The following is a 25,630-nucleotide window of genomic DNA, read 5'->3' as shown; positions in this document are numbered from 1 at the left end:
CTCGGCGGGTCGTCTCAGCGGATGGGTCGGAGAGATGCCGCGCGGGCCAGGTCACAGGCCCCAGCGCAGGCCCGGCGTGCGCACCGGCGCGTCCCACAGCCTCAGCAGCTCGTCGTCCGCCTTGAGCACGGTGAGCGAGCAGCCGGCCATGTCGAGCGAGGTGATGTAGTTCCCCACCAGGTTCCGGGCGATCCGCACCCCGGCGTTCTCGAGCAGCGCGGCCACCTCGCCGTACATCAGGTACAGCTCGATCAGCGGCGAGCCGCCCATGCCGTTCAGCATCACGATCGCAGGAGCTCCGGCGGCGTCCAGGTCGCCGAGGATCGGGTCGACGAGCTTCTGCGCGATCTCGTGCGCCGGGGCGAGCGGCTCGCGGTGACGTCCGGGTTCGCCGTGGATGCCGATGCCGATCTCCATCTGATCCTCGGGCAGGTCGAAGGTCGGCTTGCCGGCGGCGGGGACGGTGCAGCTGGTCAGGGCCATGCCCATCGAGCGGCCCTGCCCGTTGATGCGCTTCGCGAGTTCGACGACGGATGCCAGGTCGCGGCCCTCCTCCGCGGCGGCGCCGACGAGCTTCTCCAGCAGCACGGTGAGCCCGACGCCGCGACGGCCTGCGGTGTACAGCGAATCCTGCACGGCGACATCGTCGTCCACGACCACCGTGCCCACCTCGATGCCGTCCATCGCGGCGAGCTCGGCGGCCATCTCGAAGTTCATCACGTCGCCGGTGTAGTTCTTGACGATGTGCAGCACACCCGCGCCGCGGTCGACGGCCTTGGTGGCCGCCTGGACGCGGTCGGGCGTCGGCGAGGTGAACACCTGGCCGGCCACGGCGGCATCGAGCATCCCGTACCCGACGTAGCCGCCGTGCAGCGGCTCGTGCCCGGAGCCGCCGCCCGAGACCACGGCGACCTTGCCCTCGTCCTTCGGCGTGGCGCGGGTGATCACGTGCGTCTCGAGGTCGACGGACAGCTCGGGATGCGCCAGGCTCACCCCGCGCAGCGACTCTACGAGCACGTCCTCGGGGGCGTTGATGAGCTTCTTCATGGGTCGATCTCCTTCGATGACAGGGCGACGGACCGTCCCCCTGTCGAACATGGTCCGCGCCGCGGACGATGTCAACAGGGACCGCGATCCGCCCGCCGCGGCCCGCCGCGCTCTACCGTGGAAGGATGATCACACGCGAGCTCGCCCTCCAGCTGCGGGATGCCGGCCTCGTGTGGCATCCCGCCCCCGGCGACCGGTTCCAGCTCGACCTGCCGGACGAGGTCGAGCTGGAGGTGGAGGCCGACGTCTTCACAGTCAGCGAGATGACGATCGAGGCCCGCCGGACCCCGACCGGCACCATCCTCGCCTTCAACGGCACGACGGAGTGGGCCCTGGACTCGGTCACGCTGGCCGACGCGGTGTGGCTGCCTCAGGAGGAGCAGCTGCGCCGGCTGCTGGGCGGCACGTTCCGGGCGCTGCGCAGGCTCCGCGACTCCTTCGTCGTCGAGATCGAGGTCCTGGGCGACGACCTCCGCTTCGAGCATCCGGACCCCGCCGAGGCGTACGGCCTCGCCCTGCTCGCTCTGCTCCGCCGCGCGCAGTGACCCGCGGCCGGACCCGCGGACGGGCGCGGCGTCTCAGCGGTCGGTGGTGAAGGAGCGGCCGCGCACCTCGGCCACGATCTGCCCGGTCTCGTCGACCACGCGGATGTCGTAGAGCCCGGTCCGGCCCCGCCGCATCCGCCGCTCCGCCGTGGCCGTCAGCCGCTGCCCGGCCGTCGTCGAGGCGAGGAAGGCGATGTCCGCGCCCTGCGCCACGGTGATGCGGTCGTCCTCGTTGCAGGCGATCGCGAAGGCGGTGTCGGCGAGGGTGAAGACGAGACCGCCGTGCGTGATCCCGAAGCCGTTCAGCATGTCCTCGCGGACGGTCATCGACACCACGGCGCGGCCGGGCTCGTCCAGCTCCACGACCATGCCGAGCGCGGCGGATGCCCGGTCGGCGCGCAGCATGGGCCGCAGCTCCGGCGCCTCCGTCCCGATATCGGCGGAACGACCGTCCATCGGCACACCTCCCGTGCGTCTCCCGTGCGTCGAGCCGAGCGCCGCATCGCCCCGTGTGTGATGCTCGTGCGTCCTCGGCGGATGTGTGCAAGAATAACCTAACGATCGGTTAGTAAAGAAGTCCCGATTCGAGGAGTCGACGATGACGAGCCCCGCAGACCTCACGCTCGTGGCCGATGAGCCGGACGCCCAGGCTCGTTTCGACGAGCTCATCGCGCACGAGCAGCGCATCGAGCCGCGCGACTGGATGCCCGACGCGTACCGCAAGACGCTGATCCGGCAGATCTCCCAGCACGCGCATTCCGAGATCATCGGGATGCAGCCGGAGGGCAACTGGATCACCCGCGCTCCCAGCCTGAAGCGCAAGGCGATCCTGATGGCGAAGGTTCAGGACGAGGCCGGCCACGGGCTGTACCTCTATTCCGCCGCCCAGACGCTCGGCATCAGCCGCGAGGAGATGATGCAGCAGCTCCTCGCCGGCAAGGCGAAGTACTCCTCGATCTTCAACTACCCCACCCCGACCTGGGCGGACATGGGCGCGATCGGCTGGCTCGTGGACGGCGCCGCGATCTGCAACCAGGTGCCGCTCTGCCGCGCCTCGTACGGTCCGTACGGGCGTGCGATGGTGCGCATCTGCAAGGAGGAGTCGTTCCATCAGCGGCAGGGCTTCGAGATCCTGCTCACGCTGATGCAGGGCACCGACGAGCAGCGCGAGATGGCGCAGGACGCCGTGAACCGGTGGTACTGGCCGAGCCTGGCGATGTTCGGCCCGCCGGACGACCAGTCCCCCAACTCCGCCCAGTCCATGGCGTGGAAGATCAAGCGGTTCTCGAACGACGAGCTGCGTCAGCGCTTCGTCGGGATGCTGGTGCCGCAGGCGGAGATCCTCGGGGTCACGCTGCCGGACCCGGAGCTGCGCTGGGACGAGGAGGCCGGCCGCTGGCACATGGGCGAGATCGACTGGGACGAGTTCTACGAGGTGCTGCGCGGCAATGGCCCGTGCAACGCGGAGCGGCTGGAGCGCCGGCGCAGCGCGCACGAGGAGGGCGCCTGGGTGCGTGAGGCCGCCGCCGAGTACGCGCGGAAGCAGTCGCTGCGCGCGGAGGTGGCGTGATGCTCGAGGACACCTGGCCGCTGTGGGAGGTCTTCGTCCGCGCGAACCGCGGGCTCAGCCACGTGCACGTCGGTTCGCTGCACGCCCCGGATGCCGCGATGGCGGTGCGCAACGCCCGCGACCTGTACACCCGGCGCGGCGAGGGCGTCTCGATCTGGGTGGTGCCGGCGGATGCCATCACGACGAGCGATCCGGATGCCAAGGACGCGTTCTTCGAGAGCCCGGCGGGCAAGAACTACCGGCACGCCGTGTACTACACCGCGTCCGAGGGGGTGCCGCACCTGTGAGCACGCCCCGCCGCACCCCGGACGCCGAGCCTGTCGAAGCGTCCCCGCACGACGTCCACGTCTCCGTCGACGAGCTCCGGCTCGCCGAGGAGCTCGCCGGCGCCGGCGGCCGCGCCCCCTCGGCGGACGTCGCCGAGTACGCGCTCTGGCTCGGCGACGACGCGCTCATCCTGTCGCAGCAGCTCGGCGCCTGGATCTCCCGGGCCCCCGAGCTCGAGGAGGACGTCGCGCTCGCCAACATCGCCCTCGACCTGCTCGGGCACGCCCGCTCCCTGCTGCGCTACGCCGGCTCCTGGGACGGGCGCAGCGAGGACGACCTGGCCTACTTCCGCGACGAGCCGGAGTTCCGCAGCAGCTGGCTGGTCGAACAGCCCAACGGCGACTTCGCGCAGACCATCGCGCGGCAGTTCGCGGCATCCGCGTACATGTACGAGCTGTACTCCTCGCTGCGCTCCTCCACCGATGCGACCTTCGCCGCCATCGCCGCGAAGGCGGTGAAGGAGGTCGACTACCATCGCGACCACGCCGTGCAGTGGGTGCTCCGCCTCGCCGGCGGCACCGACGAGTCCCGGCGCCGGATCATCCGCGCCCTCGGCGACGTGTGGCCCTACGTGGACGAGCTGTTCCGCGACGAGCCGCTCATCGACCGGCTGGAGGGCGTCGCGGTGCGACCCTCCTCGCTGCGCTCCGGCTTCGACGCCGTCGTGGAGACCGTGTTCGCCGAGGCGGGCCTGGAGGCTCCCGCCGGCCCGGCGTCCTCGGCCGGCGGCCGGCGCGGGTCGCACGCCACCCCGTTCGGGCATCTGCTCGCCGAGATGCAGGTGCTCGCCCGACGGCATCCGGGGGCGACATGGTGACGCAGCACGCTCCCCACCGGACCGCGCGGGCGCAGGAGGCGCGCCGCATCGCGGCATCCGTCCTCGACCCCGAAGTGCCGGTCCTCACCATCGAGGATCTCGGCGTCCTCCGCGAGGTCGAGGTCACCGAGCGCGAGGGCCGAGAGCACGTGCGGGTCGACATCACGCCGACGTACAGCGGATGCCCGGCGATGGACGCGATCCGCGACGACATCGTGCTGGCGCTCACCGCTGCCGGGTTCGGCGACGTCGAGGTGCGGCTCGTGCTGTCCCCCGCCTGGACCACCGACTGGATGAGCGAGGAGGGCAGGCGCAAGCTCACCGAGTACGGCATCGCGCCGCCGACCGGGCGGGCCGCGCACCGGCAGGGCCCGATCCGCCTGGCGCTGAGCGTGCGCTGCCCGCGCTGCGGGTCGCTGGACACGCGGGAGGTGTCCCGCTTCGGCTCCACCTCGTGCAAGGCGCTCTACGAGTGCCGGGCGTGCCTGGAGCCGTTCGACCACTTCAAGGTGATCTGATGACGACGCTGTTCCGCGTGCCCGCCTCGGCGCCGGCGCGGCCGCCCCGTCTGCCGGCGCGCGAGGAGCGCCATCGCGCCCGCTTCCACACCCTCACCGTCTCGGACGTGCGCCGCCTGACCGACGACGCCATCGAGGTGACGTTCACGGTGCCGCCGGAGCTCGTGGACGAGTACCACTACCTGCCCGGCCAGTACGTCGCGCTGCGCGTGCACCTGGAGGGGGCGGAGGTGCGCCGGTCGTACTCGCTGTGCCGCCCGCCCGCCCCGGCGGCCGAGGGCGAGAGCACCACGCTCAGCGTCGCCGTCAAGCGCGACGAGGGCGGGCTGTTCTCGACCTGGGCGCAGACCGAGCTGACCCCGGGGTTCCGGATCGACGTGATGAGCCCGCAGGGGACGTTCACCTCCGGCCTGCAGGAGCTCGACGGCGCGCACGTGGCCGGCATCGCGGCCGGGTCCGGCATCACGCCGCTGATGTCGCTGGCGCACGACCTGCTCGCGGCATCCGACACCACCCGGTTCACGCTGCTGTACACGAACCGGTCGACCAGCGACGTGATGTTCCTGGAGGACCTCGCCGAGCTCAAGGACCGGTATCCGACGCGGCTCGTGCTGCACCACGTGCTGTCCCGCGAGCAGCGCACGGCGCCGGTGCTGTCGGGACGGATCGACGATGAGAAGCTACGCACGATCCTGCGCACCCTGATCCTGCCGTCGACCGTGGACGAGTGGTTCCTGTGCGGGCCGTTCGCGCTCGTCGACCTGTGCCGGGAGGTGCTGGCCGACTTCGGGGTACCGCGGGAGCACATCCGCTTCGAGCTGTTCACCACCGGCGACGCCCCGGCCGAGCGCGGTCCGCGCCCGGTGCAGGTGCGCCAGGGCGAGAAGACGCACCGCATCGAGATCCGCCTGGACGGTGTCTCCTCCACCGTGGAGAGCCCGGTCGATGCGCACGAGTCGGTGCTGAACGCCGCGCTGCGGGTGCGGCCGGATGCCCCGTTCGCCTGCTCGGGCGGGGTATGCGGCACGTGCCGTGCGCGCGTGCTGGAGGGCAGCGTGACGATGACCGAGAACTACGCCCTCGAGCCCGACGAGATCGAGCGCGGGTACGTGCTCACCTGCCAATCGCACCCCACCACCGACCGCCTCGTGGTGGACTACGACGTGTGACACGAGGGCTCGGGCCCTGGCGAGCCCGTCGAAGGGTCCCTGAGCCCGTCGAAGGGTCCCTGAGCCCGTCGAAGGGTCCCTGAGCCCGTCGAAGGGTCCCTGAGCCCGTCGAAGGGCACGGAAGGAGCATCCATGATCGATCTCGACATCGCGGACGACGTCGCGCACGTGACGCTGAACGCGCCTGCCAGGCTGAACGCCCTCGACGAGCAGGCGCTGCACGACCTCGGCCGCGCCTACGAGGCCGCAGCGGATGCCGGAGTGCGCGCGCTCGTGCTGCGCGGCGAGGGCCGGGCGTTCTGCGCGGGCCGCGACATATCGCAGGTCGACCCGCGTGACGACGACGTCATCGGCTACCTGGGCGGAGTGGTGACGCCGCTGCTGAAGCGGATGTCCGCCTTCCCCGCGCCGACCTTCGCCGTCGCGCACGGCGCCTGCCTCGGTGTCGGTCTCGGCCTGCTGATCGCGACCGACGTGGTGTACGTGGCCGAGTCGGCGAAGATCGGGTCGCCGTTCGCGGCGCTCGGGGCCACGCTCGACTCCGGCGGGCACGCGCTGTTCGTCGACCGGCTGGGCGCGCACCGCACGCTCGACCTCATCTACAGCGGCCGCCTGATGTCGGGCGCGGAGGCGGTGGCCGCCGGGCTCTTCTCCCGGTCCTTCCCGGACGACGAGGTGGGGCAGGCGACCGAGGAGGCCGCGCAGGCCGCCGCCCGGGGCGCGACCCGGGCGTTCCTGGCGAGCAAGGAGCTCGTCGCCCGCATCCGCGACGAGCGGCTCGCCCTCTGGGACGCCATCGACATCGAGAACGCCGCCCAGGCCGCGCTGTGCGACACGGACGACTACCGCGAGGGCTTCGCCGCCTTCCAGGAGAAGCGGCGGCCCCGGTTCCGCGGCCGCTGAGCCCGCACCCGGGTCCGATGGAGGGTCGGCCCGGTGTCGGCGGTGGGTGCGAGAATGCGGGGATGAAGCTCTCCGAGCTGGTCGCCACCGCCGACGAGGTCGCGGCGACGTCGTCGCGGCTGGCGAAGATCGACGCGCTCGCGCGGCTGCTCGCCCGTGCGGAACCCGGCGAGATCGCCGCGCTCACCGGGCTCCTCCTCGCCGCCCCGCGGCAGGGGCGGCTCGGCGTCGGCTGGCGCGGACTCACGGCCCTCGAGGCCGAGCATGCGGATGCCCCGTCGCTGACGATCGACGACGTGGACGGCGCTCTCGACCGCCTCGCGACGGCATCCGGGACCGGCTCCGCGGCCACGCGCACCGCGGTGCTGCGCGATCTCGCCTCGCGCGCGACGGCACCCGAGTGGGACTTCCTCGCCCGGGCGATGCTCGGCGAGATGCGCACCGGCGCCCTGTCCGGAGTGCTGCTCGACGCGATCGCGCGCGCCTCGGGGCACCCGGCGGCGACGGTCCGGCGCGCGGCCATGCTGTCGGGCGACCTCGGCGAGACGGCCGTCGTGGCGCTCACCGGCGCCGCCGGCGAGCTCGAGGAGGTCGGGCTCCGGGTCGGCCGCCCGGTGCTGCCGATGCTCGCCGCGACGGCGGCCACGCCGACCGCGGCGCTGGAGATCACCGGCCGGGCATCCGTGGAGTACAAGCTCGACGGCGCCCGCATCCAGGTGCACCGGCGCGGCGACGAGGTCGGCGTCTACACGCGCAGCCTCGCCGACATCACACACCGGGTCCCGGAGATCGTCGAGATCGTGCGCGGACTGCCCGCCCGCGAGCTGATCCTCGACGGCGAGACCCTGTCGCTGGACGAGGACGGCGGACCGCGTCCGTTCCAGGAGACCATGTCACGCTTCGGCGCCGAGGTGTCCCGTGAGCTGCTGCTGCGGCCGTGGTTCTTCGACGTGCTGCACGTCGACGGCCGCGACCTCATCGACGAGCCGCTCTCCGTCCGCCTCGCCGAGCTCGAACGCATCGCCGGCGAGTGGCGGATGCCCGGCGTCGTCACCGCCGATCCGGATGCCGCGGAGGAGCTGTCCCGCCGGGCCCTGGCCGCCGGGCACGAGGGCGTCGTCGTCAAGGCGCTCGACTCCCCCTACACCGCGGGACGGCGCGGCAAGTCCTGGGTGAAGGTGAAGCCCGTGCTCACCTACGACCTCATCGTGTTGGCCGCAGAGTGGGGGTCCGGCCGGCGGCGCGGGATGCTCTCCAACCTCCACCTCGGCGCGCGCGACCCGGACGGCGAGTTCGGCGAACCCGGCGGCTTCGTGATGGTCGGCAAGACGTTCAAGGGGCTCACCGATCAGCTGCTGCGCTGGCAGACCGAGACGTTCCCGCAGGCGGAGACGCATCGCACCGGCTACGCCGTGCACGTGCGCCCGGAGTTCGTGGTCGAGATCGCGGTCGACGGGGTGCAGCGGTCCCCGCGCTACCCGGGCGGGATCGCGCTGCGGTTCGCGCGCGTCAAGCGGTACCGGCCCGACAAGCAGCCCGCCGACGCCGACACCATCCAGACTCTGCGCGCCCTGCTGCGCGGGTGAGGGGCGCCGCCGGCGACTCCACCGGCGGCCCGAGGCGCACTGGGTACCATGCGCCCATGGCAGCCATGACGCACCTGTACAGCGTGATCCCGGCATCCGACCTGCGCGTCTCGGTCCCCTGGTACCGCGACCTGTTCCAGCGCGAGCCCGACGACGCGACCGGCGACGAGATCCTCTGGCACATCACCGACAGCGCCTGGATCGCCCTCGCCGAGCAGCGGCAGGCCGGCGGCGCGCAGCTGACGATCGCCGTCGACGGGTTCGGCGTGCTGCTCGCGCGTCTGCAGCGGCTGGGCGTCGAGCACGAGCCCGTGGAGCAGTACGGCAACGGCGTGCGGCACGTCGTGCTGATCGATCCGGACGGCAACCGCATCGCCCTCGCCGGCATGTGAGCCGCACGTGAGCGCGGCTCGGAAGTGCCGTCAGGCGGACGGCGCCAGGCCGAGATCCTCTTCGCGCACCGTGCCCTTGTACGACCACGGGAAGTTGATCCACAGGTCGGTGGCCTTCCAGGCGTAGTCCGGCTCGATGATCGTGGTGGGCTTGGTGTAGATCGTCACCGAGCGCACGTCGGCGCCCTTCTCCTTCAGCAGCTGCACCGCGAGCGCGAGGGTGCGCCCGGAGTCGGCGACGTCGTCGACGAGCAGCACGCGGCGGCCGTCCAGGTAGGCCATGTCCAGCTCGGGCGGGAGCACCTCGGGCGCGTCCAGCACCGTGCCGATGCCGGTGTAGAACTCGACGTTGATCGCGCCGCAGTTCTTGGCGCCGAGTCCGTACGCGATGGCTCCGGCGGGCAGCAGCCCCCCGCGCGCGATCGCGACGACCACCTCCGGCACGAAGCCGCTGTCCAGGATCGTGCGCGCCAGCTCCCGCGTCGCCTCTCCGAAGCCGTCCCAGGTGAGCGTCTCGCGCTCGATCGGTGCATCCGTCATCCGTTCATTCTCCCGCATCCGGATGTCCGTCGATGACGAGAGCGGCCCCGATCCGCCCGCAGGTGCGGTAGAAACGAAGGAGGGCGTCGCCCTCCCGATGCGCGATGCCCGTGACAGTGCTCTCCGAGGTCCTCATGTGCCGACTCTTCGCCTTCGTCTCCCCCGACCGCTCCACCGCCGAGCGGGAACTCGGGGAGACCGGGATGGAGAGCCTCCGCTCGCTGGCGCGCCTGCACGGCGACGGCTGGGGCTGGGCGGGCGTCGAGCGCACCGGCACCGCACCCGAGGTGCGCACGTCGCCGCGCTCGGCATCCGCCGACCCGGCCTTCGCGGATGCCATGGCGGAGGACGTGCACGCGGCCGTGGTGCACCTGCGCTGGGCGACGTCGGGCCTGCCGATCACCGCGGCGAACACCCACCCGTTCCGCATCGGCGACGTCGCCTTCGCCCACAACGGCACGCTGAAGCCGATCGGCCGGGCGCGGGAGCTGCTCGCGCCGGCATCCCTCGCCGCGATGGTCGGCGACACCGACAGCGAGATGTACTTCCGGCTCATCCGCGAGCAGCTCGACGCCGGCGTGCCGCTGTTCGAGGCGACCCTCACCGTCGTCCGGCGGCTGCGCGAGGCGTTCCCGCTGGCCAGCCTGAACGCGCTGGTGATGGACGCCGAGCAGCTGGTGGTGGTGCACGCGAGCGCACTGAGCATCCTCTCCGACGACGACCTGGGCGCGATCGCCCGGCTCGACCGGCTGCCCGACGAGCACAACGAGGACTACTACGCGCTGCGCTGGACGCAGGATCCGGACGGCACCGTGCGGATCGGCTCCACCGGCGTCGCGCGTCCCGAGTGGCCGGCGATGCCTGCCGAGTCGGTCACCGCCATCCGGCTGGACGACCGCACCAGCGTCACCGTGCAGCTCGCGGGCGCCGAGGCCCCGTTCGCGACCTCCCGACGCTAGAATCGACTCGTCCGGACCCCGGTCCGGTGCCCGAAAAAGGGGCACGAAGCGCTCCGCGACGACGCGCGAGGCGAGACATATACGGAAGCGCATCATTCTCCGTCCCGTCTCGAAAGGCTCCGTCATGCCCAGCGTCTCCGCCCACGTCGCCCTCACCCTCGCCCGCCACGTCGACCACGTCTTCGGCGTGATGGGCAACGGCAACGCCTACTTCCTCGACGCCCTCGAGAAGCAGACGGATGCCGCGTTCACCGCGGTCCGTCATGAGCAGGGCGCCGTGGTCGCCGCCGACGCCCACTACCGGGCATCCGGCCGGATCGCGGCCGCCACGTCCACGTACGGCGCCGGCTTCACGAACACCATCACCGCCCTCGCCGAGGCGGTGCAGGCGCGGGTGCCGCTGGTGCTCGTGGTCGGCGACGAGCCGACCTCGGGTCCGCGGCCCTGGGACGTCGACCAGATCGCGCTCGCCTCCGCCGTCGGCGCCCGCACGTACACCACCGGCCGCGCGGATGCCGCCGCGACCACCGTGATCGCGGTCGAGCATGCGCTCACCTACCGGGTGCCGGTGGTGCTCGCGATCCCCTACGACGTGGCCGCGCTCGACGCCGGCCCGGTGCCGGAGGCGCCGCAACCGCGGATCCCGGAACCGGTCGCCCCCAAGGGCGAGTTCGCCGAGGGGATGCTGGACGAGCTCGCGGAGGCCTTGCGCACCGCCGAGCGTCCCTTCCTGCTCGCGGGGCGGGGCGCCTGGCTCGCCGGCGCCGGTCAGGCGCTGGGGGCGCTCGCGGATGCCACCGGCGCACTCACCGCTTCGACGGCCCTCGGCCGGGGCGTGTTCCCGGACACTCGGTACGACCTCGGCGTGACCGGCGGATTCGGCGCGGACGGGGCGATGGCCCTGATCCGCGAGGCCGACGTCGCCGTGGTGTTCGGCGCGTCCCTGAACCAGTTCACGATGCGGTTCGGCGAGCTGTTCGCCCCCGGAACCCGCGTGTTCCAGGTCGACGTGGCTCCCGCGGCCACCCATGCGCACATCGGCGGATACGTCCGCGCCGACGCCCGGCTCGCCGCCGAGGCCCTGGTCGCCCGGCTCACCGCCCCCGCCGCATCCGACTCCCCCGCCACGGCATCCGTCTCCCCCGCCGGATCCGCCCCCGCCGCCGCAGCATCCGACTCCGCCCCGGCCGCATCCGACTCCCCCGCCGCGGCATCCGTCGCGCGGGAAAGTGCGCTTCCCGCGGACGAATCCGCCGCAAACGGCCGCGCGAACCGCACATCTCCGCGTGAAGCGCAGCGCCGCCCCTGGCGCGAGACCGTCGACGTCGCCGCGGCACGCGCGTACGAGCAGGGCGACGAGCTCGCCCCGGACGGTCGCCTCGACCCGCGCTCGGCGGCGCGCCGCATCGGCGAGCTGCTGCCCGAGGACCGCGTGGTGGTGTCGGACGGGGGCCACTTCATCGGCTGGGCGAACATGTACTGGCCGGTGGCCTCGCCGGACCGGATGATGATGGTCGGCACGGCGTTCCAGTCCATCGGTCAGGGCTGGCCGAGCGTGGTCGGCGCTGTGCGCGCCCGCCCGGAGACCACCGTGGTGCTGACCTCGGGAGACGGCGGCGGCCTGATGGCGATCGCCGACCTGGAGTCCGCGGTGCGCGCCGCCGGCGGCCACGGCATGGCCGTGATCTGGAACGACGCGGCCTACGGCACCGAGGTCAACCTGTACGGCCTGAAGGGACTGGCCGAGGAGCCGATGCGGATCCCCGAGGTCGACTTCGCCGCGCTGGCGCAGGCCGTCGGCGCCGAAGGCGTGGTCGCGCGCACCCTCGCCGACCTCGACCGGCTGGCCTCATGGACGGCCGAGGACCCAGCATCCCGCCGCTTCCTCGTGCTCGACCTGCGCATCTCCGGCGCCGTGATCGCCCCGTACCAGCGCGAGATCATCCGCGTGAACTCCTGACCTTGGCCGGACAAAGGGGGAATGCAGGCTTATGTCGGAGGTACCCTTCAGAATGAATGCAGCATGGAGAGGGGGCAAGCATGACCATCATCGAGACGACGACGCGTGAAGAAGCGACCGCCGAGCGGGATCGCATTCTAAGGACCCTAGCGGAGCGATACGGCACGGAGGATCGCACAGTCCTGCGTGAGATCAGCGTTTCCGGCGAGATGCCCCTCGACGACGTCGGCGCAGTCGACGAGCTCATCGGGTTCGATTTCCTCCTCAAGCGGGCGTGACAGCACCCGAGGACGTGCTGCACAACGCAGTCCGTCAGTTTGCCGAAGACATTACGGCGACCGTGCAGGCTGTACTCCAAGACGTTACGTTGCATGCGACGACGGAAAGTGTCAAGGCGGGTGAGACAGATTCCGTCAGGCGGTCTGTATGAGGGCCTCCTGTGAGGGCTGGTTGATCCAGGCGGCCTCGGGCAGCTTGGGCGCCTGGGGTCGGCGGTGGCCGAAGCGCTCGGGACGGGCGGCGTAGGCCGCGTCCAGGGTGGCCTGGCGCTGGGCGCGGACCTGCCCGGCGGTGCCGAAGTGGACGCTGGCGGGGGTGTGCAGCCCGATCCCGCAGTGGCGGTGCTCGTGGTTGTAGTAGGCGAAGAACTGCTCGGCGAACGCGCCGGCGTCGGCCAGGGACCCGAAGCGCTCGGGGAAGACCGGGGCGTACTTCAGCGTCTTGAACGCCGCCTCGCTGTAAGGGTTGTCGTTCGACACGTGCGGGCGGGAGTGCGACCTGGCCACCCCGAGGTCGACGAGCAGCTGAGCGACCGGTTTGGAGGTCATCGAGGTCCCGCGGTCGGCGTGGATCGCCTCCGGCACGCCATGGATGCCCATGGCGTGCTCGAGCAGGTTCTTGGCGATCTCGGCGTCCTCGCGGGCCGCGATGGTCCAGCCCACGACGAACCTGGAGAAGATGTCGAGCACGACGTACAGGTCGTAGTACACGCCCCGCTCCGGCCCCTTGAGCTTTGTGATGTCCCAACTCCACACCTGCCCCGGCGCCGTCGCGACGAGCTCGGGCCGGGTCCGGGGCGGGTGGCTCGCCTGCCGGCGCCGTTCCCCGGCCATGTCGTGCTCGCGCAGGATCCGGTGCATCGTGGACATCGAGCACAGGTAGGTGCCCTCGTCCAGCAGCGTGGCCCAGACCTGGGCGACCGACTTGTCCGCGAACCGCTGGCTGGTCAACACGGCCAGCACGTGGGCCCGCTCGGCGGCGGACAGCTTGTTCGCCGGTGCCGGCCGCGGTGTCCGTGGACGTGGCGGTGGCGGGTTCTTGGCCCGGTAGTGACTGGCGCGGGAGCGACCCAGCAGCGCGCACGCAGCCGCGGTGCCGACGTGCTCGGCCAGCCCGTCGACGGCCGGGTTGATCACCGCGGCGACCGCGGCGGCTTGTCCGCGCTCTCGGAGAGCGTCTCCAAGAGCGCGTGTGCTTTTCCCATCAGGTCCAGCGCCGCCCTGGTCTTGGCCAGCTCGGCCTCGGCCTTCTCCGCCCGGGCCCGTAGCGCCTGCAGCTCCCGCTCGCGCCGGTCCCGCGGCTTGCTGCCCAGCCCGGACAGCGAGCCGGCGGCCGCGGCCTTGCGCCACTCGATGATGTGGGAGGTGTACAGGCCCTCCCGGCGCAGGATCTCCCCACGCCCAGAGCGGTCCGCGGCGTCGTACTCGGCCAGGATCGCCGCTTTGAACTCGGCGGTGAACGTCCGCCTCTTGGGCCGGTCAGCACGAGGAGCCATAGCCCCATCATCGGTGCCGACGTCAGCAACCGTCATCGTCATCTCAGTATTGGTCCGTTCTCGCCCCGTGCAGTGCGAAGGTCAGCAGTGCTGGTGTCTCACCCCATCCTGACGCACGGGGCCCACCCGGCCGGACAGATCCTGGGAAAGGCACCCCGCCGAAGCGGGAGGCCAGGCGATTCAAGAGTCACGACCAGACGGAGCACCAGCACCCACCCTGCCAGCCGACCCCAGGCCAGCCACTTCAGAGACTTACAGCCGATTCAGATGAACTGTCCGCCACCAGGCAGATCAAGTGTCTGCGCGCCGAGCTGGACGTCGTCCGCACCGAGCACAATGGCTCACGACTGCACTCGGGCATCGGCTACGTCACCCCACTGGACGAACACGAGGGCCGCGGTGAAACCATCCGCCGCGCACGCCGCGAAGGCCTCGCCCGAGCCGCCGTCCAGCGCCTTGCCTACCATCAAGCACAGTGGAAGAATCAACCCAAACTAGGAGACCCCGATGTTGTTTGATCCCACGGCCTAAACCGGACAAAGACGCTGACACAGGACACTCCCATGACCCCATCCCACGCCATGGCCGGCGCGTTCCAACCGGACCTGCATCCGGTCGCCGACAGCCTCACCCTCTCCGCCTTGGTGGCGGCGCTACCCCTGCTGACCGTGTTCGTCACCCTCGGCCTCCTGCGCTGGAAGGCGCACTGGGCGGGGCTCACCGCGCTGGCAGTCGCGATCCTGGTGGCCACGGCTGCGTTCAAGATGCCGGTCGGCCTCGCGGCACTCGCAGCCACCCAGGGAGCGGCCTTCGGCCTCTTCCCCATCATGTGGATCGTCTTCACCGCGATCGTGCTCTACCAGGTGACCGTCGCCTCCGGGCGGTTCGAGGACCTCCGTGCCACGTTCCACCTCATCTCGGACGACCCGCGCATCCAGGCGATCATCATCGCCTTCTGCTTCGGCGGCCTCCTCGAGGCCCTCGCCGGCTTCGGGGCACCTGTCGCGATCACTGGTGTCATGCTCATGGCGGTCGGCTTCTCGCCCCTGCGCGCCGCGACCGTCGTGCTCCTGGCCAACACCGCTCCGGTGGCCTTCGGCGCGATCGGCACTCCCATCATCACCGCCGGTGCACTCACGAACATCCCCTACACCGAGATCGGCGCCTACGTGGGCCACCAGACGCCGCTTATCGCCGTCTTCGTGCCCCTCCTGCTCGTGCTGATGGCGGGCGGTCGACGCGGGGTCCAGGAAACCTGGCCCATCGCGATGGTCGTCGGCGTGACCTTCGCGGTCTTCCAGTGGCTCTCGGCCACCTACATCTCGGTCGAGCTCACCGACATCATCGCGTCCCTGGCCAGCCTCGCGGCCGCCGTCCTCTTCCTGCGGGTGTGGAAGCCGACCGGGCGCCAGGCGGCGCTGTCGACCCTGGCGAGGGAGCGCGAACAGGAACTGGCCACGGTCGGCGAGTCCGGTGCGGCCAGCCGCATCACCGGCAGTGAGGATGTCACGTCCGCCGCACGACCCGCCTCCGCGACCGGCCGGGGCGGGCGCGACGCCCACGAGGTGTCCCTAGCCGAGCTCGACGCGCGCGCCCGCTCGCTCACCGCCGGCCGGATCAGCATGGCTCTCCTCCCCTATGTGCTCGTCATCGTCGTCTTCGCCCTCGCCAAGCTCGTGCCCGCAGTGAAGGACTGGCTGGCCGGCACAGACGTCAAGATCCCGTGGCCCGGCCTCGCGGACCAGGTGCTGACGCATGGGGGCACCCCGAACGCGTCCGCCGTCTACACGCTGTCGTGGCTGAGCTCACCCGGGACGATGCTCCTCATCTGCGCCCTGGTCGTGTCCCTCATCTACGGCATCGGCCTCAAGGGACTGGGACGCGAGCTGGTCGGCACTGCTCACAAGATGCGATGGGCCTTCCTCACCGTGGCGTCGGTCCTGGCTCTCGCCTACGTCATGAACCTCTCAGGTCAGACCATCACGATCGGCACCTGGATCGCTGGCGCCGGCGCGGCCTTCGCCTTCCTCTCGCCTCTGCTCGGCTGGATCGGGACGGCGGTGACCGGCTCGGACACCAGCGCCAACGCCCTCTTCGCCACCCTCCAGCAGACCGCCGCCACCGAGGCCGGCATCGACCCGACCCTGCTGGTCGCCAGCAACACCTCCGGCGGCGTGGTGGGCAAGATGATCAGCCCGCAGAACCTCACCATCGCGGCCACGGCCGTCGGCTTGCTCGGCCGCGAAGCCGACATCCTGCGCAAGGTCCTGCCCTGGAGCATCGGCCTCATCACGGCCGTCTGTCTCCTCGTCGGGCTCCAGTCCACCGTTCTTGCTTGGATGCTCCCATGACAACGACGTCACGCCCGGCGGCTGCGGACCTCAAGGTCGCCCTGTTCGCCACGTGCTTCAACGACACGATGTGGCCCGAGACGCCGAAGGCCACGGTCCGCCTGCTGAAGCGGCTCGGCTGCCGGGTGGAGTTCCCGATGGAGCAGACGTGCTGCGGGCAGATGCTGACCAACACCGGGTATGCCGCGGACGCCGTCCCGCTGGTGCGCCGGTTCGCCGACGTGTTCGAGGACTACGACGCCGTCGTGGCGCCGTCCGGGTCGTGCGTCGGCTCGGTGCGTGAGCAGCACCCGATGATCGCCCGCGGGTGCGGGGACGCCGCTCTGCTCGGCCGGGTGCAGGAGGTGGGGCCCAAGGTCTACGAGCTGTCGGAGTTCCTCGTCGACGTCCTCGGTGTCACCGATGTCGGCGCCTACTTCCCGCACCGTGTCACCTACCACCCGACGTGCCACTCGCTGCGCATGCTGCGGGTGGGCGACCGCCCGCTTCAGTTGCTGCGGGCGGTGCGCGGCATCGACCTCGTCGATCTGCCCGGCGCGGAGGAGTGCTGCGGCTTCGGCGGCACCTTCGCGGTGAAGAACGCCGACGTGTCCATCGCCATGGGCGCGGACAAGGCGCGGCACGTCGTCGAGACCGGCGCCGAGGTCCTCGTGGCCGGCGACAACTCGTGCCTGGCCCACATCGGCGGCATCCTCGGCCGGCAGCGCTCCGGCGTGCGGCGCATGCACCTCGCCGAGATCCTGGCGTCGACCGAGGAGGACCCGGCATGAGCAGCGCGACCCCGGGGGCCGCCACCGACCCACCCACGGGCGACGTGGGGCTGGGCCCCGCGGCATACCCGGACCGCACCCGTGGTGCCGTGGGGGCACCGGTGCAGACGACGTCGCCGACGTTCGTGGGAATGCCGAAGTTCCCCAAGGCCGCCCGGACCGCCCTGGCCAACACCCAGCAGCGCCGCAACCTGCAGCACGCCACCCACACCATCCGCGCGAAGCGGGCCGCGGTCGTCGGCGAGCTCCCCCACTGGGAGGCGCTGCGCGCCGCCGGTGCGCAGGCCAAGGACGAGGCGCTCACCCACCTCGGCGACTACCTCGAGCAGCTGGAGGCGAACCTGACGGCGCGCGGAGCCGTGGTGCACTGGGCCCGCGACGCCGCCGAGGCGAACAGGATCGTGCGCGACATCGTGACCAGCAAGGACACCGACGAGGTCGTCAAGGTCAAGTCGATGGCCACACAGGAGATCGAGCTCAACGAGGCGCTGGAGGAGGCCGGCATCCACGCCTGGGAGACCGACCTCGCGGAGCTCATCGTGCAGCTCGGCCACGACCGGCCCAGCCACATCCTGGTCCCCGCCATCCACCGCAACCGCAGCGAGATCCGCGAGATCTTCCGGCGCGAGATGGCCAAGGTCGGCCGTCCGGCACCCGACGACCTCACCGCCGAGCCCGCCCGGCTCGCGGAGGCCGCCCGGCTGCACCTGCGCGAGAAGTTCCTGCGGGCCAAGGTCGCCGTCTCGGGCGCCAACTTCGCCATCGCCGACACGGGGACGCTCGTCGTCGTCGAGTCCGAGGGCAACGGCCGGATGTGTCTGACCCTGCCCGAGACGCTCATCTCGGTCGTGGGCATCGAGAAGGTGCTCCCGACGTGGGACGACCTCGGCCCGATGCTGCAGCTGCTCCCCCGGTCGAGCACCGGTGAGCGGATGAACCCCTACACGACGATGTGGACGGGCGTCCACGACGGCGACGGCCCCCGGGAGGTGCACGTCGTCCTCCTCGACAACGGGCGCAGCCACGTGCTCGAGGACGAGCTCGGGCGCCAGGCCCTGCGGTGCATCCGGTGCTCGGCGTGCCTCAACGTCTGCCCGGTCTACGAGCGCACCGGCGGCCACGCCTACGGCTCCGTCTACCCCGGGCCCATCGGCGCCGTGCTCAACCCGCAGCTGCGCGGCACCGCGAGCGACGTCGACAAGTCGCTGCCGTACGCCTCCAGCCTGTGCGGCGCCTGCTTCGACGCCTGCCCGGTGCGCATCAACATCCCCGAGCTCCTCGTCGAGCTGCGCGGCAAGGTCGTCGAGGAGGCCGGCCCCACACCGGAGGCCGCGGCCATGAAGGCGACCGCCTGGCTGCTGTCCGACCCGAAGCGCCTGACGCTCGCGCAGAAGGCGGCGACCGCGGCGGGTCGGGTGCTGGGCAAGCGGACGATCCGTTCCGTGCCGGGGCTCGGGGCCTGGACCAACGCCCGGGACGTGCCGACGCCACCGACGGAGACCTTCCGGCAGTGGTGGGCACGCGAGCACGAGAGCGAAGGGGGCGAGCGGTGAGCGCGCGCGAGGAGATCCTGGCCCGGGTCCGCGGGGCCGTGGCGGACGTGACCACCCCAGCGGGTGCGCGTGGGCCCGCTCCCACGGTCGAGACCACCGCGGTGGGCCCTGCCGAGACGCTGGCGCTCTTCGCGGAGAACGTCGCCGACTACCGGGCGACGGTCGTGCGCGTGGAGCCGCAGGACGTCGCTGCCGAGATCGCGGCCGCGTTGCGTGCCAACGGGTGCCGCAGCGTGGTGTTACCGACCGGCGTCGAGCCGTCCTGGCGGGACGCCGTCGCGGAGGTCGCGCAGGTGCTCCCCGAGGCAGAGGCGGCGACGGCGGCCGAGCTCGACGCGATCGACGCGGTGGTGACCGGGTCCGCCGTCGGCATCGCCACGACCGGCACGATCGTCCTCGACCACACGGCCGACCAGGGCCGGCGGGCCCTGACCCTGGTGCCCGACACCCACGTGTGCGTGGTCCGCGCCGACCAGGTGGTGCACGACGTCCCCGACGCGGTGGCACGCCTGCGCCCGGCAGCCGAGGGACCGCGGCCACAGACGTGGATCAGCGGACCCAGCGCCACCAGCGACATCGAGCTCGAGCGGGTCGAGGGCGTGCACGGGCCGCGGACCCTGGTCGTCATCATCGTCAGCAACGCCGGCGACGGCGAATGAAAGGACGCCCATGAGCGCCAACGTCGTGTGGTTCAAGGACCTCGGACTCGGTGACGTCGAGTCGGTGGGAGGCAAGAACGCCTCCCTCGGCGAGATGGTCCAGCTGAAGCGCCCGGGTTTCGTGGAGGCTCGGTTATCTGGAACCGGCTCCGATCGGAACCTGCTCGTGAGCGTATCGGGTCGCGTCGAGCGATGCCCAATGCGACCGCTCGAACTCGGCCGGCGGGACGTGCCCGATCTCGCCGTGCAGTCGCCGCTGGTTGAACCAGTCGACATATTCGGCGACGGCGATCTCGACATCGCGGATCGACGCCCAGCCGCCCTTCGGCCGCATCGCTGGGTTCCGGATGCACTCGCCCTTGAACAGCGAGTTGAACGCTTCGGCCATCGCGTTGATGCTCCTATAGTTGTCAACTCGCGATTTCGCCGGTTCTGGGGTCGGTCTTGACGAGGTGGTAGACCTCGCGGATGACGTAGCGCTTGAGGCAGCGGATGATGTCGCGTTTGCTCTTGCCTTCGGCGGTGCGTCGGGCGACGTAGGCGATCGTCGGCTCGTGGAATCTCATCCTCACGATGACGGCCCGGTAGATCGCGGCATTGAGCTGGCGGTGACCGCCATGGTTGATGCGATGCTTCCCGCTGGTCATGCCCGACCCTGTGGGGATGGGGCTGATGCCGGCGAGCTTCGCGAACGCGGCTTCGCTCTTGATGCGCTCGGGGTTGTCGCCGGCGACGATGAGGATCTCCGCGGCAGTGTCGACACCGATGCCGAACTCGTCCAGCAGATGCGGCGCCCGCCGGAGAACGAGTTGCTCGATCTGCTCTTCGAGCTCGGTGATCTCCTCATTGAGCGCGATCCAGCGTTTCGCGATCGACCGGAGCGCGTGACGGTTCGCGTCCTCCGGCGTCTCCAAGCCACGTGGGCGCAGAGCGGCGCAGTGACGGGCGATCATCTTCTGCGTCTTCCGCGCCGTCTCGCGTCGGAGATCCTCGGTAGCGTGGACGAGCATCGCTTTGAGCGTGACCATCGCTCCGGTGCGATCCTTGACCGCGGTGTCGTGGGCGACTTTCAGCTGCCGGATCATCTCGACTACGCCGTCGGCGCTCTTCGGGACCGCGGTCGCGAACCCCGCGAGGACCGCCCGGGCGGCGTTCTCCGCGTCGAGAGTGTCGGACTTGCCGTTCAGGCGCCGCAACCGACGATCCGGTCGCGAGACCTCGACGACCTTGTGATCGTTCCGGCGCAAGAACGAGGTCAGCGCGGCCCCGTAGGAGCCGGTGCCTTCGATGCCGAACGCGATGATCTTCCCGAACCCGCTCGCCCACTCCAGCAGTTGCTTGAAGCCAGCTGTATCGGTCGCGATCGTGAGGGTCGCGAGGATCCCGCCGATGGAGTCCATCACTGCGGCGACGTGGATGTGCTTGTGCGTGTCGACGCCGATCACGACGTGCCCGGAGCGGGCGGGCTCGACTGCGGTCATGTTCTTCGGTCCTCCTGCCGGTTAGCGTGGTGTCACGCTGTCGCCGGCGGGTGGACAGGACTGTCATGGGGACGCGTTGTCGAGACTGCTCCAGGCTCCTATCAGGTCACGCCCGATCCGGCGGCAGCGGTTACTGCGCGCCCGGCCGGAGGCTCGACAGATCAACGCCAAGGCACCCTGCGGGCCAATCATAAGCAAGGGTCAGAACGCTCCGGCCAGGACTTCCTCATCCTTGCGGGATGCGGCAGAAACAGACTGACAGTCTCAATACTGAGCTCCGGCGCCGTGATCGCCCCGTACCAGCGCGAGATCATCCGCGTGAACTCCTGACCGGGCATGCGTCCCCCACTCTCCTACCCGTGTTTGGGGCGGATTCTCGCGTTCGGGGCGGTCCAGTGCCGCCCCAAGTGCGAGAATCCGCCCCGAACCCGAGGGGGGTGTGAGGATCCGGCCCGAGCGGAAGACGCGGAAGCCCCGACGTCCAGGAGGCGGGGTTCAGGAGGCGGGGAGGAACGCGCCGGCAAGGAAGTCGGCGAGCTCGTCGACCGCGTCCAGCGGCAGGATCGCGGCGACGTACTGGTCCGGCCGCACCACGACCACGACGCCGTCGCGGGAGAGCTCGCGCTCGTCGAAGATGTCGGCCTTCGCCCAGATGGTGGGGCCGGCCGCGTACACCTTCTCCCAGTCGGTGAGCCCGAGCGGGCCGCTCTTGGGCAGGAACAGCTCCGGCGCCGCGGTGATCTCGAGCTCGTCGTAGCGCTGCTGGTAGATCGCCTTCACATCGAACACGGCGTCGGGGTCGGCATCCGCGGGCGTGAACCGCGCGAACACCGGCGCCGCCTTCTCGGCCCAGGATGCCAGCGCCGCCGCGTCCCGGTCGGCGAAGGCGTACACCCGCCAGCGCCCGTCCGCCTTGGCGTGGTGACCGAGGTGCACCGCGTTGCCGTCGCCGACGCGGGTGACCTCCACCGACTTGAAGCGCTTGCCGAGCGGGAAGCCGGGCGCGAGATCCTGGTGCGTGTCTGATCCGACGATCATCGACGGGCCGTACTGGGTCATGAACCCGGAGGGGAACTCGGCGGTGGCGAGGTAGTAGGTGGCGAGGTCCTGCGGGTCGGTGATCTCGTGCGGCTTGCGGGCCATCAGGCTCGACCACTCCCGGTCGAAGTCGATGAGCTGCTGTGCGACCGGCCGGCGCTCGGCGGCGTACGTCTCCAGGATCGTCTCCGGGCTGCGGCCGGTGAGCACGGCGCCCAGCTTCCAGCCCAGGTTGAAGCCGTCCTGCATCGACACGTTCATGCCCTGCCCGGCCTTGGCGCTGTGCGTGTGGCACGCGTCGCCGGTGAGGAACACCCGCGGCGAGCGGTCGGTGCCCCACGCGTCGTCGAAGCCGTCGGTGACGCGGTGGCCGACCTCGTAGACGCTGTGCCAGGCGACCTGCTTCACGTCCAGCGAGTACGGATGCAGGATCGCGTTCGCCCGGCGGATGATCTCCTCGATCGGCGTCTGCCGCACCCGGTGGTGGTCGTCCTCGGAGACCTCGCCGAGGTCGATGTACATCCGGCTGAGGTATCCGCCCTCCCGCGGGATGTGCAGGATGTTGCCCGCCTCGGAGTTGATGGCGCACTTGATCCGCCAGTCCGGGAAGTCGGTGTTCACCAGCACGTCCATGACGCCCCAGGCGTGCAGGGCCTGCTTGCCCACGTGCTGGCGTCCGATCGCCTGGCGCACCCCGCTGCGGGCGCCGTCGCAGCCGGCGACGTACTTCGCGCGCACGGTGCGCTCCTCGCCGGCCCGCTCCCCCGCGGAGTAGCGCACGCGCACCTCGACCGGGTACTCGCCCTCCTCGTGCACGGTCAGCCCGACGAACTCGACGCCGTAGTCCGGCGTGATGCGGCCGGGGCCGTGCGCGGCGGCCTCGGCGAAGTAGTCCAGCACGCGGGCCTGGTTCACGATCAGGTGCGGGAACTCGCTGATCTTCAGCGCGTAGTCCTCGGTGCGCGAGATCCGGGTGATGTTGCGCGGGTTCTCCGGGTCCGGTCCCCAGAAGTTCATCCAGCCGATGTTGTAGGCCTCCGCGACGATGCGCTCGGCGAAGCCGAAGGCCTGGAAGGTCTCCACGCTGCGCGGCTGTATGCCGTCGGCCTGGCCGAGCACCAGCCGACCCTCGCGCTTCTCGATGATCCGGGTGGACACGGTCGGGAACTGCGACATCTGGGCCGCGAGCAGCATGCCGGCCGGGCCGGATCCGACGATGAGCACGTCCATCTCATCCGGGAGCTCTGCGGGGCGGTCGACGCCCAAGCCGCTCGCCGGCAGCACGCGCGGGTCGCCGGAGACATAACCGTGGTGGTGGAACTGCATCGTCGTCGATCCCTTCCGGACCTCGTTGTTCGGGTTGCCCTCGTCCAGACCAGTGTTCTATATTCGAACGGAACGTTCTACTATTGAACACGCTACGAGTGATCGTACGCGTGCTCCCCGATCGAGCGCAAGGGCGGACCATGGCCGGCACGGACGCACCCGCATCGCAGACCCTCAGCCGCGGCATCCGCATCCTCGAGGTGCTCGCGGATGCCCGGATCGCGCTCACCATCGACGAGATCGCGACCCGCCTGGGCGTGCACCGCTCGATCGCCTACCGGCTGCTGCGCACGCTCGAGGACCACGGCCTCGTCGGCCGGGACGCCTCCGGGGCGGTGAGCCTCGGCCCGCGGATGGCGTCCCTCGCCGCCGGCGTCGCGCACGATCTGCAGGCCGAGGCGCTGCCCGAGCTCACCGCGGTCGCCAACGATCTCGGCATGACCTGCTTCCTCGCGGTGCTGGACGGCGAGGAGTGCATCACGCTGGCGAGCGTCGAGCCGCGGCATGCGGTCGCGAGCGTCGCGCAGCGGCCCGGGGCGCGGCATCCGGTCACCCGCGGCGCGCCCGGCAAGGCGATCCTCGCCCAGCTGACGGATGCCGAGTGGCCTGCCGCCCCGCCGGAGCTGCACGCGGAGGTCGCCGAGGTCGCCGCCCGCGGTCATGCCACCAGTCACGACGAGGTGATCCCCACCGTGCAGTCGGTCGCCGTCCCGCTGCCGCTGCGCGGCCAGCGTCCCGCGGCGATCGCCGTCGTGCACGTCGCCACGCGCTTCACCGACGAGGAGATCGCCGCCCGGCTGCGCCGCTCCGCGGACACCATCCGCGAGGCGCTCGGCGGCTGACACGCGACGAGGCGCTCGGCGGCTGACACACGACGGACGCCCGGCGGCTGACACGCGACGAGGCGCGCCACCCCCGCGGGCGGCGCGCCTCGTCGTCCACAGCAGGTCAGGCCTTGGCGAGCCCGTGGATCGGGCTGCGCGCCTGCTCCGCCTCGTGCTCGGGCCCGAGCGGGATGCCGCTGCGGTCGCGCAGCAGCGCGCTGGCGAGGAGCCCGAGCAGCGTCATCCCGGCGAGGTACCAGGTCACGCCGCCGGTCGAGCCGGTCGCCGACACGATCGCGGTGGCGATGGTGGGGGCGAAGGCACCGCCGAGGATCGCGCCGATCGCATAGGAGATGGAGACGCCGGAGAAGCGGATGGATGCCGGGAACAGCTCGGCGTACAGCGCCGCCTGCGGCCCGTAGGTGAACCCGAGGCCGACCGTGAGGATCGCCAGGCCCAGGAACAGCAGGCCGATGTTCCCGGTGTTCACCAGGGGGAACAGGGCGAACACGCCGATCAGCTGCAGGATCCAGCCCAGGATGTAGGTGGTGCGGCGGCCCAGCCGGTCGGACAGGAAGCCCGCCGCCAGCGTGGACAGCAGCCAGGTCACCGCGGATCCGGTGACCGCCCAGAGCACGGCGCCGCGGTCGAGCGCCAGCGGACCCTCCGGGTTCGTGGCGTAGCCCTGGATGTACCCGCCGGTGGTCATGTAGCCCACCGCGTTGTTGCCCGCGAAGACGAAGGCGGCGATCAGCACCAGCAGGGCGTGCTCGCGGAACAGCTGGATGATCGGCATCCGCGCCTTCTCCTTGCGCTCGGCGAGCTCGGTGAAGACGGGGCTCTCCTCCACCCGGCGCCGCACGTAGTAGCCGACGAGGATCAGCACCACGCTGAGCAGGAACGGGATGCGCCAGCCCCAGGCCAGGAACTGCTCCCCGGGGGCGATCACGGTCATCAGCGCCATCACGCCGGATGCCAGGAGCAGACCGAGCGGCACGCCGATCTGCGGGGACGCGCCGAACGCGCCGCGCCGGCTCTTCGGGGCGTGCTCGACGGCCATCAGCACCGCGCCGCCCCACTCGCCGCCCGCCGAGATGCCCTGCAGGATGCGGAGCAGGACGAGCATCACCGGAGCGGCGATCCCGATCATCGGATAGGTGGGCAGCACGCCGATCAGCGCGGTGGCCGCGCCCATCAGGATGAGCGTCCACATCAGCACCGTCTTGCGGCCGAGCTTGTCGCCGAAGTGGCCGGCGAGGAAGGCGCCCAGGGGGCGGAACAGGAAGCTCACGCCCACGGTGGCGAACGCGATCAGCGCGCTGTTCTTGCCGAGCGGGGCGAAGAACAGCTGGCCGAAGACGAGGCCGACCGCTGTGGCGTAGATGAAGAAGTCGTACCACTCCACGGTCGTGCCGACGATCGTGGCGAAGACGACGCGTCGCCGGTCCGCCGGGCTGGCGATGGTTCCGGTGGGGGTGAATCCGGGTGAGCCGGGCTGGTCGCTCATGATGCTCCTTGACG

The 25,630-nt window shown here is 71.1% G+C and carries 25 protein-coding genes; 17 read left to right on the top strand and 8 right to left on the bottom strand.

Features of this window, described 5'->3' with window-relative positions; all coding sequences use genetic code 11:
- Positions 1-51: 51 nt before the first annotated feature.
- Positions 52-1,047 (bottom strand): dihydroxyacetone kinase subunit DhaK, encoded by a 996-nt coding sequence (gene dhaK, locus JRG78_RS02890; protein ID WP_259607508.1) that lies wholly within the window; start codon positions 1,045-1,047, stop codon positions 52-54.
- 125 nt (positions 1,048-1,172) lie between these two features.
- Here dhaK and JRG78_RS02885 point away from each other — a divergent pair, with 125 nt between their 5' ends.
- On the top strand, positions 1,173-1,592 hold the full coding sequence (locus JRG78_RS02885; protein WP_259607506.1) for a pilus assembly protein CpaE: 420 nt from the start codon (positions 1,173-1,175) through the stop codon (positions 1,590-1,592).
- 33 nt (positions 1,593-1,625) lie between these two features.
- Here JRG78_RS02885 and paaI read toward each other — a convergent pair whose 3' ends face one another.
- Positions 1,626-2,048, bottom strand: coding sequence for a hydroxyphenylacetyl-CoA thioesterase PaaI (gene paaI / locus JRG78_RS02880; protein WP_259607504.1), 423 nt, complete (start codon positions 2,046-2,048; stop codon positions 1,626-1,628).
- A gap of 142 nt (positions 2,049-2,190) precedes the next feature.
- Here paaI and paaA point away from each other — a divergent pair, with 142 nt between their 5' ends.
- The 8 genes from paaA to JRG78_RS02840 all read left to right on the top strand — a co-directional run bounded on the left by paaA (position 2,191) and on the right by JRG78_RS02840 (position 8,874).
- Positions 2,191-3,162, top strand: a complete 972-nt coding sequence (gene paaA / locus JRG78_RS02875; protein ID WP_259607503.1) for a 1,2-phenylacetyl-CoA epoxidase subunit PaaA — start codon at positions 2,191-2,193, stop codon at positions 3,160-3,162.
- Positions 3,162-3,449, top strand: coding sequence for a 1,2-phenylacetyl-CoA epoxidase subunit PaaB (gene paaB / locus JRG78_RS02870; RefSeq protein ID WP_259607502.1), 288 nt, complete (start codon positions 3,162-3,164; stop codon positions 3,447-3,449). The genes paaA and paaB overlap by 1 nt, the downstream gene beginning before the upstream one ends.
- Entirely contained in the window at positions 3,446-4,306 is an 861-nt protein-coding gene (gene paaC, locus JRG78_RS02865; RefSeq protein WP_259607501.1) for a 1,2-phenylacetyl-CoA epoxidase subunit PaaC, read from the top strand. Before paaB ends, paaC begins: the two co-directional genes overlap by 4 nt.
- A complete protein-coding gene (gene paaD / locus JRG78_RS02860) occupies positions 4,300-4,824 on the top strand; it encodes a 1,2-phenylacetyl-CoA epoxidase subunit PaaD (RefSeq protein WP_259607499.1) in 525 nt (174 codons plus the stop codon). Before paaC ends, paaD begins: the two co-directional genes overlap by 7 nt.
- Positions 4,824-5,993, top strand: coding sequence for a 1,2-phenylacetyl-CoA epoxidase subunit PaaE (gene paaE / locus JRG78_RS02855; RefSeq protein ID WP_259607497.1), 1,170 nt, complete (start codon positions 4,824-4,826; stop codon positions 5,991-5,993). Before paaD ends, paaE begins: the two co-directional genes overlap by 1 nt.
- 132 nt (positions 5,994-6,125) lie before the next feature.
- Complete coding sequence (locus tag JRG78_RS02850) at positions 6,126-6,896, top strand: enoyl-CoA hydratase/isomerase family protein (protein WP_259607495.1); 771 nt, start codon at positions 6,126-6,128, stop codon at positions 6,894-6,896.
- A gap of 62 nt (positions 6,897-6,958) precedes the next feature.
- Positions 6,959-8,482 carry an ATP-dependent DNA ligase gene (locus JRG78_RS02845; RefSeq protein ID WP_272653591.1) on the top strand — a complete coding sequence of 508 codons (1,524 nt, stop codon included), beginning with the start codon at positions 6,959-6,961 and terminating at the stop codon, positions 8,480-8,482.
- 56 nt (positions 8,483-8,538) lie between these two features.
- Positions 8,539-8,874 carry a VOC family protein gene (locus JRG78_RS02840; RefSeq protein WP_259607491.1) on the top strand — a complete coding sequence of 112 codons (336 nt, stop codon included), beginning with the start codon at positions 8,539-8,541 and terminating at the stop codon, positions 8,872-8,874.
- Between the two features lie 30 nt (positions 8,875-8,904).
- Here JRG78_RS02840 and JRG78_RS02835 read toward each other — a convergent pair whose 3' ends face one another.
- The gene (locus tag JRG78_RS02835; protein WP_259607489.1) at positions 8,905-9,414 is read right to left on the bottom strand and encodes a phosphoribosyltransferase; all 510 of its coding nucleotides are present in this window, start codon (positions 9,412-9,414) and stop codon (positions 8,905-8,907) included.
- A gap of 134 nt (positions 9,415-9,548) precedes the next feature.
- On the opposite strand from JRG78_RS02835, the gene JRG78_RS02830 reads away from it, so the two are divergent.
- From JRG78_RS02830 to JRG78_RS02820, 3 genes are all read left to right on the top strand, one after another.
- On the top strand, positions 9,549-10,373 hold the full coding sequence (locus JRG78_RS02830; RefSeq protein WP_259607487.1) for a class II glutamine amidotransferase: 825 nt from the start codon (positions 9,549-9,551) through the stop codon (positions 10,371-10,373).
- A 124-nt stretch (positions 10,374-10,497) separates the two neighbouring features.
- The gene (locus tag JRG78_RS02825; RefSeq protein WP_259607485.1) at positions 10,498-12,333 is read left to right on the top strand and encodes a thiamine pyrophosphate-binding protein; all 1,836 of its coding nucleotides are present in this window, start codon (positions 10,498-10,500) and stop codon (positions 12,331-12,333) included.
- Between the two features lie 80 nt (positions 12,334-12,413).
- Positions 12,414-12,611 (top strand): hypothetical protein, encoded by a 198-nt coding sequence (locus JRG78_RS02820; RefSeq protein WP_259607484.1) that lies wholly within the window; start codon positions 12,414-12,416, stop codon positions 12,609-12,611.
- Positions 12,612-12,746: 135 nt separating this feature from the next.
- On the opposite strand, the gene JRG78_RS02815 is transcribed toward JRG78_RS02820, so the two are convergent.
- Positions 12,747-14,143, bottom strand: a protein-coding gene (locus JRG78_RS02815) for an IS3 family transposase (protein ID WP_370428832.1) whose coding sequence is annotated in 2 segments (ribosomal slippage) — positions 12,747-13,807 and positions 13,807-14,143 — 1,398 coding nt in all. Because the reading frame shifts where the segments join, the coding sequence is not laid out codon by codon here.
- 527 nt (positions 14,144-14,670) lie between these two features.
- Here JRG78_RS02815 and JRG78_RS02810 point away from each other — a divergent pair.
- From JRG78_RS02810 to JRG78_RS02795, 4 genes are all read left to right on the top strand, one after another.
- Positions 14,671-16,458 carry an L-lactate permease gene (locus JRG78_RS02810; RefSeq protein WP_259607483.1) on the top strand — a complete coding sequence of 596 codons (1,788 nt, stop codon included), beginning with the start codon at positions 14,671-14,673 and terminating at the stop codon, positions 16,456-16,458.
- Positions 16,455-17,228 (top strand): (Fe-S)-binding protein, encoded by a 774-nt coding sequence (locus JRG78_RS02805; protein WP_259607482.1) that lies wholly within the window; start codon positions 16,455-16,457, stop codon positions 17,226-17,228. The genes JRG78_RS02810 and JRG78_RS02805 overlap by 4 nt, the downstream gene beginning before the upstream one ends.
- 131 nt (positions 17,229-17,359) lie before the next feature.
- Positions 17,360-18,781, top strand: a complete 1,422-nt coding sequence (locus tag JRG78_RS02800) for a LutB/LldF family L-lactate oxidation iron-sulfur protein (RefSeq protein ID WP_259608249.1) — start codon at positions 17,360-17,362, stop codon at positions 18,779-18,781.
- A complete protein-coding gene (locus JRG78_RS02795; RefSeq protein ID WP_259607481.1) occupies positions 18,778-19,440 on the top strand; it encodes a LutC/YkgG family protein in 663 nt (220 codons plus the stop codon). The genes JRG78_RS02800 and JRG78_RS02795 overlap by 4 nt, the downstream gene beginning before the upstream one ends.
- Positions 19,441-19,573: 133 nt before the next feature.
- On the opposite strand, the gene JRG78_RS02790 is transcribed toward JRG78_RS02795, so the two are convergent.
- From JRG78_RS02790 to JRG78_RS02780, 3 genes are all read right to left on the bottom strand, one after another.
- Entirely contained in the window at positions 19,574-19,828 is a 255-nt protein-coding gene (locus JRG78_RS02790; RefSeq protein ID WP_135115695.1) for an integrase core domain-containing protein, read from the bottom strand.
- A gap of 22 nt (positions 19,829-19,850) precedes the next feature.
- Positions 19,851-20,885 (bottom strand): IS110 family transposase, encoded by a 1,035-nt coding sequence (locus JRG78_RS02785; protein WP_272653590.1) that lies wholly within the window; start codon positions 20,883-20,885, stop codon positions 19,851-19,853.
- A gap of 531 nt (positions 20,886-21,416) precedes the next feature.
- A complete protein-coding gene (locus tag JRG78_RS02780; protein WP_272653589.1) occupies positions 21,417-23,285 on the bottom strand; it encodes an FAD-dependent monooxygenase in 1,869 nt (622 codons plus the stop codon).
- A 140-nt stretch (positions 23,286-23,425) separates the two neighbouring features.
- On the opposite strand from JRG78_RS02780, the gene JRG78_RS02775 reads away from it, so the two are divergent.
- A complete protein-coding gene (locus tag JRG78_RS02775) occupies positions 23,426-24,127 on the top strand; it encodes an IclR family transcriptional regulator (protein ID WP_259607476.1) in 702 nt (233 codons plus the stop codon).
- A 106-nt stretch (positions 24,128-24,233) separates the two neighbouring features.
- Here the strand turns inward: JRG78_RS02775 and JRG78_RS02770 are convergent, their stop codons facing one another.
- A complete protein-coding gene (locus JRG78_RS02770) occupies positions 24,234-25,616 on the bottom strand; it encodes an MFS transporter (RefSeq protein WP_272653588.1) in 1,383 nt (460 codons plus the stop codon).
- Positions 25,617-25,630 lie beyond the last annotated feature (14 nt).

This window comes from Microbacterium sp. EF45047 (assembly GCF_028472845.1).
In the GTDB taxonomy this organism is placed as follows: Bacteria; Actinomycetota; Actinomycetes; order Actinomycetales; family Microbacteriaceae; genus Microbacterium; species Microbacterium neungamense.
The sequence above is the reverse complement of the archived record's forward strand: the minus strand, read 5'-3'. Positions and strand labels throughout refer to the sequence as shown.

Coding starts and splice junctions, on each gene's coding strand:
- dhaK (WP_259607508.1), bottom strand. CDS start 1,047: ATGAAGAAGCTCATCAACGCCCCCGAGGACGTGCTCGTAGAGTCGCTG.
- JRG78_RS02885 (WP_259607506.1), top strand. CDS start 1,173: ATGATCACACGCGAGCTCGCCCTCCAGCTGCGGGATGCCGGCCTCGTG.
- paaI (WP_259607504.1), bottom strand. CDS start 2,048: ATGGACGGTCGTTCCGCCGATATCGGGACGGAGGCGCCGGAGCTGCGG.
- paaA (WP_259607503.1), top strand. CDS start 2,191: ATGACGAGCCCCGCAGACCTCACGCTCGTGGCCGATGAGCCGGACGCC.
- paaB (WP_259607502.1), top strand. CDS start 3,162: ATGCTCGAGGACACCTGGCCGCTGTGGGAGGTCTTCGTCCGCGCGAAC.
- paaD (WP_259607499.1), top strand. CDS start 4,300: ATGGTGACGCAGCACGCTCCCCACCGGACCGCGCGGGCGCAGGAGGCG.
- paaE (WP_259607497.1), top strand. CDS start 4,824: ATGACGACGCTGTTCCGCGTGCCCGCCTCGGCGCCGGCGCGGCCGCCC.
- JRG78_RS02850 (WP_259607495.1), top strand. CDS start 6,126: ATGATCGATCTCGACATCGCGGACGACGTCGCGCACGTGACGCTGAAC.
- JRG78_RS02845 (WP_272653591.1), top strand. CDS start 6,959: ATGAAGCTCTCCGAGCTGGTCGCCACCGCCGACGAGGTCGCGGCGACG.
- JRG78_RS02840 (WP_259607491.1), top strand. CDS start 8,539: ATGGCAGCCATGACGCACCTGTACAGCGTGATCCCGGCATCCGACCTG.
- JRG78_RS02835 (WP_259607489.1), bottom strand. CDS start 9,414: ATGACGGATGCACCGATCGAGCGCGAGACGCTCACCTGGGACGGCTTC.
- JRG78_RS02830 (WP_259607487.1), top strand. CDS start 9,549: ATGTGCCGACTCTTCGCCTTCGTCTCCCCCGACCGCTCCACCGCCGAG.
- JRG78_RS02825 (WP_259607485.1), top strand. CDS start 10,498: ATGCCCAGCGTCTCCGCCCACGTCGCCCTCACCCTCGCCCGCCACGTC.
- JRG78_RS02820 (WP_259607484.1), top strand. CDS start 12,414: ATGACCATCATCGAGACGACGACGCGTGAAGAAGCGACCGCCGAGCGG.
- JRG78_RS02810 (WP_259607483.1), top strand. CDS start 14,671: ATGACCCCATCCCACGCCATGGCCGGCGCGTTCCAACCGGACCTGCAT.
- JRG78_RS02805 (WP_259607482.1), top strand. CDS start 16,455: ATGACAACGACGTCACGCCCGGCGGCTGCGGACCTCAAGGTCGCCCTG.
- JRG78_RS02800 (WP_259608249.1), top strand. CDS start 17,360: ATGCCGAAGTTCCCCAAGGCCGCCCGGACCGCCCTGGCCAACACCCAG.
- JRG78_RS02790 (WP_135115695.1), bottom strand. CDS start 19,828: ATGGCCGAAGCGTTCAACTCGCTGTTCAAGGGCGAGTGCATCCGGAAC.
- JRG78_RS02780 (WP_272653589.1), bottom strand. CDS start 23,285: ATGCAGTTCCACCACCACGGTTATGTCTCCGGCGACCCGCGCGTGCTG.
- JRG78_RS02775 (WP_259607476.1), top strand. CDS start 23,426: ATGGCCGGCACGGACGCACCCGCATCGCAGACCCTCAGCCGCGGCATC.
- JRG78_RS02770 (WP_272653588.1), bottom strand. CDS start 25,616: ATGAGCGACCAGCCCGGCTCACCCGGATTCACCCCCACCGGAACCATC.